This window comes from Microbispora sp. H10949, from assembly GCF_014161435.1.
Lineage (GTDB): Bacteria > Actinomycetota > Actinomycetes > Streptosporangiales > Streptosporangiaceae > Microbispora > Microbispora triticiradicis.
The window spans coordinates 13,494-29,721 of the sequence record NZ_JABBWZ010000001.1; the positions used below are offsets into that span (position 1 = coordinate 13,494).

At 72.8% G+C, this 16,228-nt stretch carries 18 protein-coding genes; 10 read left to right on the forward strand and 8 right to left on the reverse strand.

Annotated features, from left to right (window positions below; all coding sequences use genetic code 11):
* Window positions 1-5 precede the first annotated feature (5 nt).
* The gene (locus HHX40_RS00050) at window positions 6-362 is read left to right on the forward strand and encodes an STAS domain-containing protein (protein WP_310737877.1); all 357 of its coding nucleotides are present in this window, start codon (window positions 6-8) and stop codon (window positions 360-362) included.
* Window positions 363-481: 119 nt separating this feature from the next.
* Here the strand turns inward: HHX40_RS00050 and HHX40_RS00055 are convergent, their stop codons facing one another.
* On the reverse strand, window positions 482-1,192 hold the full coding sequence (locus tag HHX40_RS00055) for a GAF and ANTAR domain-containing protein (protein WP_117409374.1): 711 nt from the start codon (window positions 1,190-1,192) through the stop codon (window positions 482-484).
* Window positions 1,193-1,314: 122 nt separating this feature from the next.
* Between HHX40_RS00055 and HHX40_RS00060 the strand changes: the two genes are divergently transcribed.
* From HHX40_RS00060 to HHX40_RS00075, 4 genes are all read left to right on the forward strand, one after another.
* On the forward strand, window positions 1,315-1,488 hold the full coding sequence (locus HHX40_RS00060; protein ID WP_165900861.1) for a type II toxin-antitoxin system Phd/YefM family antitoxin: 174 nt from the start codon (window positions 1,315-1,317) through the stop codon (window positions 1,486-1,488).
* Between the two features lie 131 nt (window positions 1,489-1,619).
* On the forward strand, window positions 1,620-3,425 hold the full coding sequence (locus tag HHX40_RS00065; protein WP_259402977.1) for a SpoIIE family protein phosphatase: 1,806 nt from the start codon (window positions 1,620-1,622) through the stop codon (window positions 3,423-3,425).
* 148 nt (window positions 3,426-3,573) lie between these two features.
* A complete protein-coding gene (locus HHX40_RS00070; protein ID WP_182878960.1) occupies window positions 3,574-4,626 on the forward strand; it encodes a glycosyltransferase in 1,053 nt (350 codons plus the stop codon).
* Window positions 4,627-4,729: 103 nt separating this feature from the next.
* Complete coding sequence (locus HHX40_RS00075; protein WP_182878961.1) at window positions 4,730-5,872, forward strand: glycoside hydrolase family 16 protein; 1,143 nt, start codon at window positions 4,730-4,732, stop codon at window positions 5,870-5,872.
* Window positions 5,873-6,037: 165 nt separating this feature from the next.
* Here HHX40_RS00075 and HHX40_RS36115 read toward each other — a convergent pair whose 3' ends face one another.
* Window positions 6,038-7,264, reverse strand: coding sequence for a PucR family transcriptional regulator (locus HHX40_RS36115; protein WP_182878962.1), 1,227 nt, complete (start codon window positions 7,262-7,264; stop codon window positions 6,038-6,040).
* Between the two features lie 83 nt (window positions 7,265-7,347).
* Here HHX40_RS36115 and HHX40_RS00085 point away from each other — a divergent pair, with 83 nt between their 5' ends.
* Both HHX40_RS00085 and pruA read left to right on the forward strand, forming a co-directional pair.
* Window positions 7,348-8,259 (forward strand): proline dehydrogenase family protein, encoded by a 912-nt coding sequence (locus tag HHX40_RS00085; RefSeq protein ID WP_182878963.1) that lies wholly within the window; start codon window positions 7,348-7,350, stop codon window positions 8,257-8,259.
* Window positions 8,259-9,932 carry an L-glutamate gamma-semialdehyde dehydrogenase gene (gene pruA, locus HHX40_RS00090; protein WP_182878964.1) on the forward strand — a complete coding sequence of 558 codons (1,674 nt, stop codon included), beginning with the start codon at window positions 8,259-8,261 and terminating at the stop codon, window positions 9,930-9,932. The genes HHX40_RS00085 and pruA overlap by 1 nt, the downstream gene beginning before the upstream one ends.
* A 24-nt stretch (window positions 9,933-9,956) precedes the next feature.
* Here the strand turns inward: pruA and HHX40_RS00095 are convergent, their stop codons facing one another.
* Window positions 9,957-10,367: a type II toxin-antitoxin system VapC family toxin gene (locus HHX40_RS00095; protein WP_182878965.1), complete on the reverse strand. Its 411-nt coding sequence runs from the start codon at window positions 10,365-10,367 to the stop codon at window positions 9,957-9,959.
* Window positions 10,364-10,588, reverse strand: a complete 225-nt coding sequence (locus tag HHX40_RS00100) for a FitA-like ribbon-helix-helix domain-containing protein (protein WP_182878966.1) — start codon at window positions 10,586-10,588, stop codon at window positions 10,364-10,366. Before HHX40_RS00100 ends, HHX40_RS00095 begins: the two co-directional genes overlap by 4 nt.
* Before the next feature lie 196 nt (window positions 10,589-10,784).
* Between HHX40_RS00100 and HHX40_RS00105 the strand changes: the two genes are divergently transcribed.
* Window positions 10,785-11,318, forward strand: coding sequence for a hypothetical protein (locus tag HHX40_RS00105; protein WP_182878967.1), 534 nt, complete (start codon window positions 10,785-10,787; stop codon window positions 11,316-11,318).
* Between the two features lie 4 nt (window positions 11,319-11,322).
* Here HHX40_RS00105 and HHX40_RS00110 read toward each other — a convergent pair whose 3' ends face one another.
* Genes HHX40_RS00110 through HHX40_RS37475 form a run of 3 tightly spaced genes read right to left on the reverse strand, consistent with a single transcriptional unit; the run spans window position 11,323 to window position 13,873 of the window.
* Complete coding sequence (locus tag HHX40_RS00110; protein ID WP_182878968.1) at window positions 11,323-12,372, reverse strand: hypothetical protein; 1,050 nt, start codon at window positions 12,370-12,372, stop codon at window positions 11,323-11,325.
* A gap of 35 nt (window positions 12,373-12,407) precedes the next feature.
* Complete coding sequence (locus HHX40_RS00115) at window positions 12,408-13,481, reverse strand: PP2C family protein-serine/threonine phosphatase (RefSeq protein WP_310737941.1); 1,074 nt, start codon at window positions 13,479-13,481, stop codon at window positions 12,408-12,410.
* Window positions 13,400-13,873, reverse strand: coding sequence for a hypothetical protein (locus HHX40_RS37475; protein ID WP_310737943.1), 474 nt, complete (start codon window positions 13,871-13,873; stop codon window positions 13,400-13,402). Before HHX40_RS37475 ends, HHX40_RS00115 begins: the two co-directional genes overlap by 82 nt.
* Before the next feature lie 90 nt (window positions 13,874-13,963).
* On the opposite strand from HHX40_RS37475, the gene HHX40_RS00120 reads away from it, so the two are divergent.
* Together HHX40_RS00120 and HHX40_RS00125 are read left to right on the forward strand one after the other, a co-directional pair.
* Window positions 13,964-14,413, forward strand: a complete 450-nt coding sequence (locus HHX40_RS00120) for a DUF4383 domain-containing protein (RefSeq protein ID WP_182878970.1) — start codon at window positions 13,964-13,966, stop codon at window positions 14,411-14,413.
* Between the two features lie 59 nt (window positions 14,414-14,472).
* Complete coding sequence (locus tag HHX40_RS00125) at window positions 14,473-14,889, forward strand: CBS domain-containing protein (RefSeq protein WP_117409384.1); 417 nt, start codon at window positions 14,473-14,475, stop codon at window positions 14,887-14,889.
* Between the two features lie 109 nt (window positions 14,890-14,998).
* On the opposite strand, the gene HHX40_RS00130 is transcribed toward HHX40_RS00125, so the two are convergent.
* A complete protein-coding gene (locus HHX40_RS00130) occupies window positions 14,999-16,099 on the reverse strand; it encodes an ROK family protein (protein ID WP_244302276.1) in 1,101 nt (366 codons plus the stop codon).
* Window positions 16,100-16,228 lie beyond the last annotated feature (129 nt).

Consider the following 16,228-nt stretch of genomic DNA (forward strand, 5'->3'; position numbering starts at 1 on the left):
GCGAGGTGTCGAACAACGGATTGCTGTCCCTGTCGTCGAGCATGGCGGGAGACATCGTGGTGATCCACGTGAACGGCGTTCTCGACGCCACCACACGTGATCAGTTCTCGGACTTCCTGGACGCGGCGGCCGACGACCACGGCCCCGACATGGTCCTCGACCTGGGCGGCGTCACGTTCATGGACTCCCGGGCGCTCGGCCTGATCGTGCATCACTGGCAGCGCTCCACCACCGCGGGCGGCAACTTCGCGCTGGTCTCCGTGCAGTACCCGAACTCCAAGGTGATGTGGGTGACGGGCCTGTCCCAGCGGCTGCCGCTGTTCGACACGCTCGACGAGGCCCTGGCCGCGTTCGCCGCCTGAACCGCCGGACCACCCGAGCCGTTCGCACCGCTGGGCCGTTCGCGCCGGCGGGGCGCCGGAGGGCCGGCGGCCCGCCGCCCAGCGCCCGTGCCGGGCCGCGGGAACGTCGGGACAGGTGATCACTCCGGCGCCGCTCCCCCGTGCTTCTGCTGGTGCTCGGTGACGAGGAGCCGGGCCAGGTCGGCCACCTTGACCTGGTGGTGCTGGGACACCCGCCGGAGCTCCTCGAACGCCTCCTCGGCCGAGCAGCCGCTCTTGGACATGATGATCCCCTTGGCCTGGTCGATCACCGAGCGGCCGGCCAGCGCCTCCTGCATCTGCGCCGCGCCGGTCAGCACGTCGTCGAACTCCCAGATGTTGGCCAGCGCCACGGTCACCTGCTCGCGCAGCAGGGCCATCAGCGAGCCCCCGGAGGTGAAGACGCCGGGACGCACGCCGTACAGGCCGATGATCGCGACGGCGTTGTCGACCGCGACGGGCACGACGAGGACCGAGCGAACGCCGTGCCGTACGGCGGTGGCGGCGTAACGGGACCAGCGCGACTCGCGCATCACGTCCGGGATCGACACCGGGCGTCCGCTCGTCAGCGCCTCCCTCGACGGGCCTTCCCGCAGGTCGCGCTCGCGGTCGATGAGCGTGGTGAGCTCGCTGTGGGAGGCGGCGAGCAGCACCCGCTCCTCCATCCACAGCTCGGCGGTGCCGCCCGCGCAGCCGGGCACGCCCCGCGCGACCGCTTCGGTGATCCCGCGCAGGACGCTCTCCGCGGACGTGCCTTCCGTCACACGGCCGAGGGCCGCGAGGTCACGCGCGAGGATGGACGTTGTCTCCATGGTTGAAAGACCATTCCCATAGGTTCGGGGTTAATCCACGCCGGCCCGACATGCCGGCCGGGTGCCGGCAAGCGGCGTAATCCATGCCTGGGCTGCACGGTTCCAAGTGTACCGTTGGGACCATGGCTGAACGTATGAGCGTCCGGGAACTCCGGGACAACCTGGGCCGCCGCATCGACCTCGCCCACTACACCGGCGAAGCGACCATCGTGGAGCGGAACGGCGAACCACGTGCCGTCCTCGTCTCCTACGCCTCGTGGGTCGAGCAGCAGAACCGTCCCGCCTCGGCCAGGTGACGCCGATCCGCCGCTGCGCCGAATCGCTGTTCCCGCCCCGGTAGTCGATAGAGTCCGCTTCACCCCGGCTTGAAGGCCGCGGAGCACTGTGGACGAATCCGGTAGCGTCTACGTCGAGAGAGGGGGGCAGCTTGCCCGACACCGCCGAACTCGAGCGCGCGCTGAGCGGGCTCGCCGACCGCATCGCCACGCTGCGGGAGGATCCCGACCCGGCCGCGATGCTACGCGAGCTGGACGCCGCGGAGGAGCTGCTGCGCAAGGCCGTGGCCGAGGTGGCACGCAGCCGCAGGCGCAGGGACGGCGGCAGTCAGCGCGAGCAGAAGCTGCTGCGCCAGGTGTTCCGCGCACTGCCGATCCCCGTGATCATCATGGACACGGGCGGCACCGTGCGCCGCATCAACAACGAGACCACCCGCCTGCTCGGCAGCCCGGCCGGCTACCTCATCGGCCGCGCCTTCCCGCTCCTCATCGACGTGGCCGCCCGCGCGGCGTTCCGCCAGCGTCTCGCCGCCGTGCTGCACGGCGAGGACAGCGTCTCGTTCCCGACCCGTCTGGCACACCAGGGCCGCGCCCACAACGTACGGCTGGTGCTGAGCCGCCTGCGGATGCCGGGCGAGCCGCAGGAGATGCTCGCCGGGGTCGTGCTGCCGACGGAGGTCCAGCTTCCGGAACCGGCGGCGGAGGCGGACGTCCCCGACGACACGGACCTTCTGGCGGCGGCGCGGCGGCACGAACTGCTGTCGCGGCTCACCCGGCTGCTGCTCGACGAGGAGAGCCTGCGCGAGCCGGTCGCCCTGCTGCGCGCGGCGCGGCTGCTGGCCGCGGAGACGGCCGACTGGGTGATCGCGGATGTCGCCAGGGACGGCGAGCAGGTCAGGTCGGTCGTCATCGGGCCGAGCGACCAGCCGGTCGGGCGGCTGCAGCGGACGGTCGAGGAGGCCCCGCCCGCCGCGGCGCCGGTCGTCGGACAGGTGCTGACCACGCACAGCGGCGTCGTCCACGAGATGCTGAGCGACGACTCGCTGCTCGGCGGCGACGTGCTGCAGGCGATGCGCGCCGGCTCCCTGCTCAGCGTGCCGATCCGGACCGAGGAGGAGGTGCGCGGTGTGCTCACGCTGGTGCGCCTGCGCGAGCGGCCTCCGTTCGGCCTGGCCGACCTCGGCCTGCTGGAGGAGGTGGGCCTGCACCTCGGCCTGGCGATGCAGGCGCAGCGGGGCTTCCAGCGCCGCTCGCAGGCAGCCGACACGTTGCAGACCGGGGTGCTCCCCCGGACGCTGCCCGACATCCCCGGCTTCGAGATCGCGGCGGTCTACCACCCCGGCTCCGGCATGCGCGCGATCGGCGGGGAGTTCTACGACGTCTTCCCGGTCAAGAACGGCTGGGGCTTCGTCGTCGGCAGCGCGGCCGGGCGCGGCGAGGAGGCGGCGTCGGTGACCGCGATGGTCCGCAACGGGCTGCGCGTGCTGAGCGTGTGGGAGGACGACCCCGGAGAGGCGCTGCGCAAGGTCAGCGACGCGCTCGTCGCACAGAACACGGGCCTGTTCGTGATGGCCGCGGCGGGCTTCGTACGCGGCCGGAAGGTGCGGCTGGCCTCCGCGGGCCACCACCCGGCGGCGCTGGTCCAGCCGGGCGGCGGCGTCCGCTTCTCCGAGGGCGGCGGCGTGCCGCTGGGCTTCGAGGAGGGATCGGTGCCCGCCACCGAGGACCTCACGCTGTCCGCCGGGGAGACGCTGGTGCTCTACAGCGACGGCCTGGTGGGCTCGCAGAGCCCCGCCGGGGACAACTACGGCGAGGATCGGCTCACCGAGGTCCTCGCCCGCTGCGCCGGCCAGCCGCCGAGCACGGTCGTCAAGGCGATCGAGGAGGACCACCGGGGCTTCTGCGGCACGCACGCCGTCGACGAGATCACCGTGCTCACGCTGCGCCGATCCCGCTGAGCCGGACCTCGCGGGGGCACGGGAGATCTCATGATTTTTCCCGATTAGGTGTTTAGCGCGAATCGGAGTAAGGTAAACATCATCTACATCGATCGTGCCTAGGACGCAGGCACACCTTTTCAAGCGCCTTCCTGTCTTGAGGTGTGCCATGGATATCGCGATCGTCTCCGCGCACGAACTTACTCCCGACACGCCCGCCATCGCGCGTGAGCTGGCCAGAGGCCACCGGGTGACCGTCTACACGCGGTCGAGGACGAAGGTCGACGGCGTCGAGCACGTGCCCGCCGGACCCGACGTGGAGCTGTCCGAAAGCGACCTCCTCCCCTACATCCCCGACTTCAGCGCCGGCCTGGCCCAGCGGTGGCGGGAGCACCGGCCGGACATCATCCACGCGTACTCGTGGTCGAGCGGCCTGGCCGCGATCGCGGGCTCGGAGGGCCTGGACGTGCCGGTCACCCAGACCTTCCACAGCCACTACGACGACAGCCGGACCCCCGCGCCGGTGCGCCGGCTGGAGTGCGCGATCGGCCGCCGGGCCAGGGCGGTCATCGCCGCCTGCGCCGACGAGGAGTCCGAGCTGATCCGGATGGGCGTGCCCCGCCGCAACATCTCGGTCGTCCCCCACGGCATCGACGTCGAGCGCTTCCGCCGTCAGGGCCCGGCCTTCCCCAGGGGCGAGCGGCCCCGCCTGCTGCACGTGGGTCACGTGGGAGCGGAGTACGCGGTGCACGCGCTGCGGGCCGTGCCGGAGGCCGACCTGGTGATCGCCGGCGGCGACGACCAGAGCATCGAGCGGCTGCGGGCCCTCGCGGGCGAGCACGGCCTGGCGGACCGCGTGCAGATGCTCGGCATGGTCCCGCACACGGCGATGCCCAAGCTCATGCGCAGCGTCGACCTGGTGCTGTCGCTGCCGCCGACCGTCCCCACGGGCACGGCCGCGCTGGAGGCCATGGCGTGCGGCATCCCCGTCATCGCCTCGGCGTCCGGAGCCCACCTCGACTCGGTGGTGGACGGCGTGACCGGCTTCCTGACCCGGCCCGACCGCCCGCTGGAGATCGCGCACCGCATCCGCCGCCTGCTCGGCGACGCCACGCTGCGCACGGCCATCGGGTACGCGGCGGCCGACCGCGCCCGTTCCCGCTATTCGGTCGAGCGCATCAGCATGGAACTGCTCCGCGTGTACGAGAAGACGTGCGCCTGACCGGCAAGCGGCATTACCAGTTCCATCCCGTTATAAATGTCAATTCCTGTGGTTAACTCGGCTCATGTCACTTCATGGACCTGGTTCAGCTGTGGCGGCGGCGATGCTCATCGTCGCCGCCACCGCATGTTCGAGCGGGGACTCCACGAAGGTGTTCAACGCGGGTGGTGAGTCCGCGGCGCGGCCCCCCACCTCCTCCCCCGACCTTCCCGGCTCGGCGCCCAACGCGGCCGGAGCGGGCGCCACCCGGACCTCCGGCCCCGGCGACGAGGCCTCCACGGGCGACAGTGCCTCCAAGGGCACCTCCAGAACCTCCTCCGGCGCTTCGGCGGAGGCCGACGGCCGGTCCGTGCACGAACTGGGCGACGAGGCCGCGGAGACGGCCGCCGAGAAGATCGCGGACGAGCCGGTCGGCCTCGGCGACCCCGCGCCCTCGACCGGTCCGGCGCCGCGCCCGTCGCTCGTCAAGCGGGCGACGCCCCCGCCCACAGCCGCGCCGGGGGCCAGGAGCACCGGCAAGACCACCGGCAAGACCTCGGACGAGACCGATCACCCGATGCGCCCCGCCCAGCCGGCGCACACCGGCCCCCGGCAGGTGGACATCGTCCAGCCGCACGACGCCTCCGACGATCCAGTGATCACCGACCGGACGGGCGGGACCGCCACGGGGAGGCGGAGCTCCGGCGACGGCACGGCGGCCGGGTGGAGCGGCCCGGTTCTCACCGAGGACTTCGGCGACCAGCTCGACCCGTCCGGCTGGACGGCCACCGGCTCGCGCGGAGCGGGCGGCATCGGCGGCGGGGCGCTGCGCCTGACCGGCGGGACCGGCCTGGCCGGCAGACTCACCCAGCAGTACGGCCGCTGGGAGGTGCGCCTGCGCGCCACGGAGGGCTCGGGCACCCCGGTGGTGTCGCTGCGGCCGGGTGGCGGCGGCGCGGAGATCGGGCTGGCCGCGATCGGCGACCCGGGCCGGCAGGCGGCGGACGCCTTCGTCACCGTGGACGGCGGAGACCGCACCCACGGCGCGCTGCGGGCCGACTTCACGGGCTGGCACACGGTCGCCGTCGACTGGCTGCCCGACCGGGTGAGCGTCTGGCTGGACGGCGCCCGGGTCTGGGACCACACCGGCCGCGTCCCCGCACAGCGGATGGGCCTGTCGCTGCGCAACGTCTGCGAGGGCTCGGCGGCCTGCGGCGGGACGCTGTTCGTCGACTGGCTGCGCGTCTACCGGGCCGCCCAGCGCTGACGCCCTGGCCGCGTACGGCACCGGCGCCCCGGCGGCGAGCCCCTGGCCCGGCCCGGGACGCGGAAGGCGCCTCGGGAACCGGAGGCGTCGCGCGGGACCGGTGGTGCGACGTGCGGCGTGACGTGGAACGACCGGCGCGACGGCAGGACGCGGCGGTGCGGCGGGTCAGCCGCCGCCGAGGAGGGCGGCGGCCTTCAGCGACAGGTGGAGCAGCAGGCGGTCCTCGCCGTCGGCGAGGTCGAGCCCGGTGAGGTGGCTCGCCTTGTCGAGCCGGTAGTACAGCGTCTGCCGGTGCACGCCGAGCGCGGCCGCGGTCTCACCGGCGTGGCCCGCGTGGTCGAGGTACGCCTCGACGCTGGCCGCGATCCGGGGCGTGAGGGCGGCCGACTCGGCGGCGAGGCCGGCGAGGTCGCGCGGGGACAGCCGGACCAGCAGCCGGTAGACGCCGAGCGTGGCCCAGTCGGCGACCGGGGCGTGCCGCTCGGCGTGCTCGGCCACCCGCAGGGCCAGCAGCGCCTCGCGCCAGCTCTCCCACGCCTCGCGGGGGTCGTCGCGGGGGCCTCCGATCCCGGCGGCGAGGCCGTACAGGCCGTGCAGCAACCCCGCGACCCGGGCCGCCTGCGCGGCGGGCGCGAGGATCGCGAGGACCGCCCCGCCTGTGCCCGGCACGCCCGCCCCCGGCACGCCCGGCCCCCGCACGGCAGACCCGAACACGGCCGCCCCCGGTTCGCCCGTTCCCGCCCCGCCCGTCTCCGGCCCACCGATCTCCGGCCCACCTGTCCCGAAGCCCACCCCGAGTTCCCCTGTTCCGGGCCCACCTGTTCCGGGCTCGATCACGTCGGGGTCGGCGAGCACGCCGCGCGGCAGCGTCCGCGGCAGGGTGGGCGGCAGGCCCGCGTCCTGCGCCGGAGTCCGGACCGCGACGGCCGTCACCGGCCCCTCGGCCACCACCCCGGCGGCGGCGCGGGCCGCGGGGTCGGCGGAGAAGAACTGGCGCAGCGGGGCGTACCGGCCCCGGGCCTGCGCCGCCAGCAGCGCGGCCACCCGGCCGACCAGTGGCCCGGCTGCGGCCAGCCGCTCGTCGGTGAGCTCTCCCGACTCCAGCGCCCACAGGTATCCGTAGGTCACCCCGTCGTGCCGCAGCGGCACGCACACCCGGCCGAGCACGCCGGGCAGCCCGGGGATCCGCACCGGCCCGGTCGCCGTCGCGATGCCGTACGCCTCGAAGTGGGCGCGCACCTCGTCGGAGGCGCGCCTGCGCAGGATCGACTCCTGCCGGACGCTGTCGATGTCCCCGCTCTGCGCGCCGTACGCCAGGAGGTTGAACGATCGGTCCTCAAGCGTCACCGACGCGCCGAGCAGCCGGGAGATCTCATCGACGATGTCTTGCATGCTGACATTGTTGTGCATTTGTCCAAGAATGCTGTGGCGGATGTCCGTGGAACTTTGGTGACGTGCGGATTTAGCCTGTGGCCATGCTCGGTTCCCTGCTTCTCGCGGGCTCACGCAGCCCGCTCGCCCGCCGGGCCGTGTCGGGCCTCCCGCTCACGCGCAAGGTCGTCGACCGCTTCGTGGCCGGGGAGTCCGCCGCGGACGCCGTCGAGGCGGCGCGCCGCCTGACCGGTTCGGGGCTCTCCGTCACCATCGACCATCTGGGCGAGGAGGTCCGCGACTCCGGGGCCGCCGTCGCCGCCGCCAAGGCCTACGTCTCGCTGCTGGAGGCGCTGCGGCCACTCGGCCTCGGCGACCGGGCCGAGGCGTCGGTCAAGCTGTCGGCCGTCGGGCAGGCCCTCGATCCCGGCCTGGCCCTGGAGAACGCGCGGCAGATCTGCGCCGCGGCGCGGGAGTGCGGCTCCACCGTCACCCTGGACATGGAGGACCACACCACCGTCGACGCGACGCTCGGCGCGCTGCGCACGCTGCGGGAGGACTTCCCGGAGACGGGCGTCGCGATCCAGGCGTACCTGTTCCGCAGCGAGGCCGACTGCCGCGACCTCGCCGGGTCGCGGGTGCGCCTGGTGAAGGGCGCCTACGCCGAACCCGCCTCCGTGGCCCACCAGCGCAGGACCGACGTGGACCGCGCGTACGTGCGGTGCCTGCGGGTGCTGATGGCGGGCAGCGGTTATCCCATGGTGGCCACGCACGACGACCGGCTGATGGCGATCGCCGAGTCGCTCGCGGTGAGCGCCGGGCGCGGCCCGGACGACTACGAGTTCCAGATGCTCTACGGCATCCGGGCCGACAGGCAGGCGGCGCTGGCCGCGGCCGGGTCGCGGGTGCGCGTCTACGTCCCCTACGGCGACGACTGGTACGGCTACTTCATGCGCCGCCTCGCCGAGCGCCCGGCCAACGTCGCCTTCTTCCTTCGCGCTCTGAGGGGTGGATGATGGATTCGATCACCGAGGTCCCGGTGCCGGCGAACGAGCCGGTGCACGGGTACGGGCCCGGCAGCGCCGAGCGCACTGCCCTGGAGACCCGGATCAAGGAGCTGGCCGGGGCGTCCCTCGACCTCACGATGACGATCGGCGGCGAGCGGCGCATGGCCGGCGGCGCCCCCATCGACGTCGTGCAGCCGCACAACCACGCCGCCGTGCTCGGCCGTACGGCCGACGCGACCGCGGCCGACGTCCGGGCGGCGGTGGACGCGGCGCTGGAGGCGGCGCCGCGCTGGCGGGCCCTGCCGTTCGAGGAGCGCGCGGCGGTCTTCCTGCGGGCCGCCGAACTGCTGAGCGGCCCGTGGCGGGCCACGCTGAACGCGTCGACCATCCTCGGCCAGTCGAAGTCGGCGCAGCAGGCCGAGATCGACGCCGCCTGCGAGCTGATCGACTTCTTCCGGTTCAACGTCTCCTACGCCCGCCGGCTGCTCGCCGAGCAGCCGCAGTCGTCGCCGGGGGTGTGGAACCGGATGGAGTACCGCCCGCTGGAGGGCTTCGTCCTGGCGATCACGCCGTTCAACTTCACCTCCATCGCGGCCAACCTGCCGGCCGCGGCGGCGCTGATGGGCAACGTGGTGGTGTGGAAGCCGTCTCCGACGCAGCAGTTCTCGGCGCACTTCACGATGCGGCTGCTGGAGGCGGCCGGGCTGCCGCCCGGTGTGATCAACATGGTCACGGGCAACGGCGCGGCCGTGTCCGAGGTCGCGCTGCCGCATCCGGAGCTGGCCGGGATCCACTTCACCGGGTCGACGGCCACCTTCCAGCACCTGTGGCGCACGGTCGGGGAGAACATCGCGGGCTACCGCGGCTACCCGCGGCTCGTCGGCGAGACGGGCGGCAAGGACTTCGTCCTCGCCCACCCCTCCGCGGAGCCCGGGGCGCTGGCGACCGCGCTGCTGCGGGGGGCGTTCGAGTACCAGGGCCAGAAGTGCTCGGCGGCGTCCCGGGCGTACGTGCCGCGCTCGCTGTGGGCGCGCATGCGCGACGACTTCGTCTCGGCCGCCGAGTCGCTCACCGTCGGCGACGTGTCGGGCGACCTGTCCACGTTCATGGGCGCGGTGATCGACGCGCGGGCGTTCGCCAAGCACCGCGAGGCGATCGACCGGGCCCGCTCGACGGACTCGATCGAGGTCCTGACCGGCTCCTACGACGACTCGGCCGGCTACTTCGTGCGGCCGGCGGTGCTGGAGTGCGCCGACCCGGCCGACGAGGTCTTCGTGAAGGAGTACTTCGGCCCGATCCTCGCCGTCCACGTCTACGACGACGCCGCCTACGACGCCGTGCTCGACCAGATGGAGAGTGCCAGCCCGTACGCGCTGACGGGGTCGGTCATCGCCCAGGACCGGTACGCCGTGGAGGCGGCCACGGAGCGGCTGCGCTTCGCGGCGGGCAACTTCTACGTCAACGACAAGCCCACCGGGGCGGTCGTCGGGCAGCAGCCCTTCGGCGGGGCCAGGGCCTCGGGCACCAACGACAAGGCGGGCTCGATCTTCAACCTGATCCGGTGGGTCAACGTCCGCACGGTCAAGGAGACCTTCGTGCCGCCGGTGGTCGGCGGGCCCTACCGGGGTGACGTGCCGCAGGGCGGCTGGCAGCAGCCCGACCTGGGTACCCTCGGTTACTGACCGCGCCGCCCTCCCCCGCCGCCGCTACAACGCCGGCGGGGGATACCGGTGGATCTCCGCCCGATGGCCCGTGGATCCGGCGAACTTGGCGTCGTCCGTGAGAAGCGGGACCTCCAGCGCCTCGGCGAGTGCCACGTACATCGCGTCGTACGCGGTGAGGTTGTCGCGGAGCTCCAGTGCCCTGGGCTGCAGCGGCAGCATCGGGTGCCGGACGATCTTGAGCTGCGCGTAGCGCTCCAGCATCGTCCGAGCCCGTGCCTCCGAGATGCGCACCTCCGGCTTGCCGATCAGATGCCCCCGTACGACACTGGCGATCTCGACGTCGATCAGCGCGGGCGCGTGCAGTTTTCGGGCCAGCCTCTGCCGGAGCAGGTCGTCGCCTTTCACGTTGGCCAGCAGGCGGAAGACGATCGAGGTGTCCACCACGAGGCTCACGGGCGGCCCTCGCGCAGGATCTCACGCACGAAGTCCGGGTCGTACGCCACCGGCTCGTCGTCGGCGATCCGCGCCATCACCTCGTCGAGGGTGGGGGTGGCGGCCTCCTCGTTCAGCAGGTCACGCACATACGCGGTGAGCGACTTGCCCTCCCGCTCCGCCCTCTCCTTGAGCGTGCGCTCGGTCCCGTCCGGCACGTCTCGAACCTGAATGATCCCCATCCCCACACACTAGCATGCAACTTGCATGCACTCCCAGGACTCCGGCGGACTGGAGAGGCGGGCCGAGGGGCGCTGCCGGAGATTGGGTGTTTGGGGAGGTAGGAGGCGCGTTTTCGGGTACCGAGGGCGAAAGACGCTCCGCGAGCGAGCCGAGGTCGACATGCGTAGGTTCCTGGCAGCTCTTCTCATCGGGGCCGTGGCCCTGACCGCCGCCTGCTCCGACATCAAGCAGGACTGGTACACCCAGACGATGCCGCAGAACGACGGGGCGAACGCGAACCTGCCCGGGCTGCTGCTCCGCAACGCGTTCGTCATCGGCCCGCAGACACCGGCCTCGCCCGGCGCCGACATGCCGATGTACCTGATGCTGCTGAACGAGAGCGGGCGCTCCGACCGGCTCGTGTCGGTGGACACCGGCGGCGTCTTCCGGGAGGCCCGCCTGCCGGCCGGCGGCCTGGAGATCCCCGGCGGGAGGTACGTCGGCGGCACGGCGCTCCCCCAGGTGCTGCTCGCCGGCCTCACCCGCCCGCTGACCGCGGGCACCGCGATCCCCGTCACGTTCCGCTTCCAGAACGGGGGCGAGACGCGGGTGAACGTCCCGATCCTGCCGCCGGGACAGTGGAGGGCGACCTACTCCCCCTGGCCCGGAGTGCCGGAGCCGTCGCCCGCCCCCTCGCCCACCCGCTCGCCGACCCCGCTGCCCACGGGCGCGCCGCCCACGTCGGGCTGACCGGTCAGCGGATCGCCGGATTCGCGACGATGATCTCCTCGGCAACGGTACGCAGGCGGGGAAGGTAGGCCGTCACCTCGCGGGCCCGGTGCCGAAGCGCGTCCGGCGACCCGGCGCCCAGGTCGGCCGCGAGATCCGCGAACCCCGCCGCGTGCCCCGTCTCCCCTGGCGCGTCCACGGCGAGGATCTTCAGGCACCGGGCGTACGTCGCGGCGATCCAGAAGACGGCCTCGCGGTGCAGGCCCCGCAGGAGGAGGTCGCGGCTGCCGTCGACGGCCACCGGCCGGGCCGCCCCGGTGATGTCGGAGGAGAAGGGGAACGGCGTGCGGGCCACGGCCGCCGCCGCGTCGAACGCGCTCGTCATCGCGGCGAGGTGGCCGCCGATCCGCTCGCGGGTCAGGTGCGCGCAGCCGAGCAGGCCCAGCAGTTCCTCGTAGACGTCCATCCGGCCGTACGCCTGGAGCAGGTCGCGGACGGCCGGGTAGCGCAGCCGTACGGTGGGGTTGCGCAGACCGGCGGTGAGAAGCACGTGCGTCGTGATCCCGGCGGGGAACAGCCAGGCCGTGACCTGGTCGTGGAACGGCCGGTCCGGGTCGAGCGACGCGAGGCCGCCGATGATCCTGCGCTCGGCGTCCTCGCACCGCAGGCGGACCCACCGCCGTTCGGCGAAGCCGGCCGACACGGCGGCCCGGAGGCGGGCCAGCCGTCCGGTCGGGTCGGCGATCAGGGTCGCGGGGTCGTCGGCGCGGAAGGCGCCCGCCAGGTGGCAGGAGGCCAGCACGTCCGGCGCCGAGGCGATCTGGTTCCAGGACAGGTACGTGACCTCCACGAGCACCCCCTCGAACGCGATCTTTCCGAGCTTGGGGGGCGCGACGGGATCGGTGACGACCACCGTCACGTCGACGTCCGACGTGGGCGGCAGCACCGCGCCGGGGTCCGCCCAGGCGGCCGACCCGGTCAGGAAGGCCCCGGCGAAGTTCGCGGCGGAGGTGGCCTCGGCGGCGACCCATCGGGCCGCGGCGGCCCGCGCCTCCCGGACCCGTGTCCCTCGCATGATCCACAGTGAACCACAGGGACGGACGGCCGGGGTCAGATGGGGATCTTGAGCACCATGACGGCGATGTCGTCGCGGGGCAGCCCGGACTGGAAGGCGACGGCCTCGTTCACGATCGCCTCGGCGATTCCCGCCGCCCCCATCGCGCGGGAGGCGCCGAGCAGGCGCCGCAGCCGTTCCTCGCCGTACATCTCCTTGTCCCTGCGTCCCTCGACCACGCCGTCGGTGTAGAAGAGGACCGCGTCGCCGGGGGCGAGGTCGACGTCGACGTCGGTGAGCCTGACCCTGGGCAGCAGGCCGAGGACGTTGCCGGGCCGCCCGATCTCGCCGACCGCGTCCCCGCTCGCCCACAGCGGGTATGGGTGACCGGCCAGGGAGACGGTCAGCCGGAAGTGATGGCCGACGGGCGCGAGCTGGCCGTACACGGCCGTCACGAACCGGCCCGCCCGCTCGCGCAGCAGGGTCCGGTTGAGCGCGGACAGCACCGCCGAGGGGCTGGGTTCCCGGATCGGCGCGGCCCGCAGGGTGTAGCGGGCCAGGCTGGTGACGACGGCGGCGTCCACACCCTTGCCGCACACGTCGCCGAGGGCGAGCGCCCAGCCGCCGGCTGTCTCGTACATGTCGTAGAAATCGCCGCCCACCAGTTCGCCGCGCCCGGCGGGCCGGAACGCCCCGGCGACCTGGAGTCCCGGGATCTCCGGCAGGGCCGGGGGGATGAAGCTGCGCTGCAGCGTGCGGGCCAGCTCCCGCGCCTCCGCCTCCGACCGCTCGGCGCGCTGGCGGGCGCGCAGCAGCTCGCGTTCGTACTCCCGCCGGTCCGTCGCGGCGAAGACGCAGAAGCGGATGACGCCCGGGTCGTCCCGCATGACCGCGTTGAGCAGCACCGGCAGCCGGGTGCCGTCGGCGCGGCGCACGTCGACCGCGATCTCGCGGACGATCGACTGCATCGCGAGCAGCGGGGAGAAGTGGGGCTCGTAGAAGATGCGGTCGCCGACGGCCAGCAGGTTCTGGATCCGCATGCCGCCGGTCAGCTCGCCGGGGTCGTACCCGGTGAGCTCCAGCAGCGTCCGGTTGACCCGGATGATCGTCCCGTCGGGGAGGGTGGACAGGTATCCGCACGGCGCGTGCTCGTAGAGCTCCTCGAAGTCGTCCTCGACGCCGCCCGCACCGGCACCCGGGACAGGTCGGCGCGGTTGTCGGACATGAACGTCACCGTCGCGAACCGCCTGGCGATCTCCGGATCGGTCCGGCAGAAGCTGTTGGTCAGCTCGGCCCCCAGCTCGGGACGGCCGGGGTTGCCCATGATCACTGGAGCCATGGCGCCGGACCAGCCGAGGTAGTTGCTGTCGAGGGACTCCAGCAGTTCCTCGATGTCGGCCGCGCTGAAGCCGCCGACGTAGCCCTCGTCGTCGATGTAGCGGGGCGAGGGCCCGACCATCACCAGCGCCCCGAAGCGCGCCGGCTCCCTGATGGCCGCCAGCGCGCCGATCACCGCGCTCACGCAAGCGCATCACCGGCGATTTGGGGGGCGGCCGTGTACGTGGCGCGGTCACGGGTAGGCGGCGTGAATCCCCTAGGCAACGGAGGCGTCATGGACACCATCTCCTCCAGGACCACCGCACGCACGCCCGTGCAGACGGCCGCCCTGGTCGTGGGCGTCGTGTTCCTCCTGGTCGGCGTCCTGGGCTTCATCCCCGGGATCACCCGGAACGTGGACCAGCTGCAGTTCGCCGGGCACCACTCCGACGCCATGCTGCTCGGCGTCTTCGAGGTGTCGATCCTGCACAACATCGTGCACCTGCTGTTCGGTGTGGCCGGGGTGACGCTGGCCCGCACCTGGTCGGGCGCCCGCTCCTACCTGATCGGCGGCGGCGCCGTCTACCTGGTGCTGTGGCTGTACGGCCTGCTGGTGGGCCACGACAGCGCGGCCAACTTCGTCCCGGTCAACAACGCCGACAACTGGCTGCACCTGTTCCTCGGCCTCGGGATGGCCGCCCTCGGCTTCCTGCTGACCCGCCGCGCGGTCCACGACCGCATCTGAGCATCGCTCCGCGGCCGGCCTCCCGGCCGCACCCGACACACACGAAGAGAGGAGAAGGCATGACGACCGCTCGCGACATCATGACTCCCTGGGCGGAGTTCGTGCGCGCCGACGAGACCGTCTACGACGCCGCCGAGAAGATGGCCCGCCTCGACGTGGGCTCGCTGCCGATCTGCGGCACCGACGACCGGCTCAAGGGCGTGCTGACCGACCGCGACATCGTCGTGAAGGTGCTGGCCCGGGGCAAGGACCCCAAGTCGTGCCAGGCCGGTGACCTCGCCCAGGGCGAGGCCGTCACGATCGGCGCCGACGACGACGCGGCGGAGATCCTCGACACGATGGCCTCGCACAAGGTCCGCCGCCTGCCCGTCATCGACGGCAACAAGCTGGTGGGCATCATCGCGCTGGCCGACGTGGCCCGCGCCCTGCCCGACGTGCCCGTCGGCGACCTCGTCGACGCGATCAGCACCGACTGACACAGGCCGCCGTACGGCGGACGATCGCGAGCCCCGGCTCTGTGAGCCGGGGCTCCGTGTGTCCGGCACGCCCGCGACCGAACGGCGCGCCGAGGGAGAGATCGGTGCCTCAGCGGGGCACGCCGTACGCCTCGTCGCTCACGAGCCTGGCCGCGCCGATGACCGCGGCGTGCTCGCCCACGTCGCTCAGCACGATGGGCAGGTTCTTCGTCGCCAGGGGCAGCGAGCGCCGGTAGATGACGCTCCGGATCTCGGCGAGCAGGACGTGGCCCAGCACGGCGAGCCCGCCGCCCAGCACGATGAGGCTCGGGTTGAAGAACGACACCAGGCCCGACAGCACCTCGCCCACGCGCCGTCCACCGGTGCGCACCAGCTGGAGGGACGTCGCGTCGCCGGCCGCGACCGCCTCGGCCACCGCGGCGGCGTTCAGCGTCCCGTCACGTTCGAGAAGCTCCCCGAGCATGGGCGAACGCCCCGACCTGACCGCTTCGAGGGCGTCGCGGGCCAGCGCCTCGCCGCCGAAGGTCGCCTCCAGGCATCCGCTGTTGCCGCACGCGCAGACCGCGTCGGAGTCGGCGACCTGGATATGCCCGATGTCTCCCGCGCAGCCGTCCATGCCGCGATAGAGCTCGCCTTTCGCCACGATTCCGCACCCGACGCCGGCGCCGATTTTGACGAACAGGAAGTTCTCGACCGTGCGCGCCGCGCCCGCGTGTTGTTCGCCGAGCGCCATGACATTGACGTCGTTGTCCAGCACGACCGGGCATTCGAACCACCGGCCGAGAAGATCGCGAACGGGGTATCCGTCCCATCCCGGCATGACCGGCGTCGCCACGGTGATTCCGCGGCGGAAGTCGACCGGGCAGGGGACGCCGACTCCGACTCCGAGCGGCCGGTCCACTCCCGCCTTGGCGAGCAGCCCGCGAGCGCGCTCCGCCGCGAGTTCGAGCACCGGTTCGGGACCTTGGCGCACGTCGCACTCGGTGCGTTCGAACGCGACGATCCGCAGCCTGCCGTCGGTGATCGCGACGGACACCGCGCCGGTGTCCACGGCGATCGCGACGAATCTGATGTCGCCCGCGATATCGATGACGGTCGAACGCCGCCCTCCGCGGGATGCGGCCGGGCCGATTTCGGCAATAAGGCCCATGGCCGTCAGCCGGCCGAGTTCCGCCCCCATCGTCGTACGCGACACTTCGAAGTGGTCCACCAGCTCAATGCGGGATCGAGGACCGGCATCACGTAATCGCGCGAGTATTCTGGCCTGCAGTTTCGTTTCGGGGCGGCCTGGGACCGATGTATCCACCCGATAAGTTTCTCACCAGGCGCGCGTGGCTTG

Bases quoted from the DNA above. Each gene is read 5' to 3' on its own strand.
- pruA (WP_182878964.1), top strand. From the start codon at position 8,259: ATGGATTCGATCACCGAGGTCCCGGTGCCGGCGAACGAGCCGGTGCAC.
- HHX40_RS00110 (WP_182878968.1), bottom strand. From the start codon at position 12,372: ATGCGAGGGACACGGGTCCGGGAGGCGCGGGCCGCCGCGGCCCGATGG.
- HHX40_RS00070 (WP_182878960.1), top strand. From the start codon at position 3,574: ATGGATATCGCGATCGTCTCCGCGCACGAACTTACTCCCGACACGCCC.
- HHX40_RS00100 (WP_182878966.1), bottom strand. From the start codon at position 10,588: ATGGGGATCATTCAGGTTCGAGACGTGCCGGACGGGACCGAGCGCACG.
- HHX40_RS00075 (WP_182878961.1), top strand. From the start codon at position 4,730: ATGCTCATCGTCGCCGCCACCGCATGTTCGAGCGGGGACTCCACGAAG.
- HHX40_RS00085 (WP_182878963.1), top strand. From the start codon at position 7,348: ATGCTCGGTTCCCTGCTTCTCGCGGGCTCACGCAGCCCGCTCGCCCGC.
- HHX40_RS00060 (WP_165900861.1), top strand. From the start codon at position 1,315: ATGGCTGAACGTATGAGCGTCCGGGAACTCCGGGACAACCTGGGCCGC.
- HHX40_RS00055 (WP_117409374.1), bottom strand. From the start codon at position 1,192: ATGGAGACAACGTCCATCCTCGCGCGTGACCTCGCGGCCCTCGGCCGT.
- HHX40_RS36115 (WP_182878962.1), bottom strand. From the start codon at position 7,264: ATGCAAGACATCGTCGATGAGATCTCCCGGCTGCTCGGCGCGTCGGTG.
- HHX40_RS00120 (WP_182878970.1), top strand. From the start codon at position 13,964: ATGGACACCATCTCCTCCAGGACCACCGCACGCACGCCCGTGCAGACG.
- HHX40_RS00125 (WP_117409384.1), top strand. From the start codon at position 14,473: ATGACGACCGCTCGCGACATCATGACTCCCTGGGCGGAGTTCGTGCGC.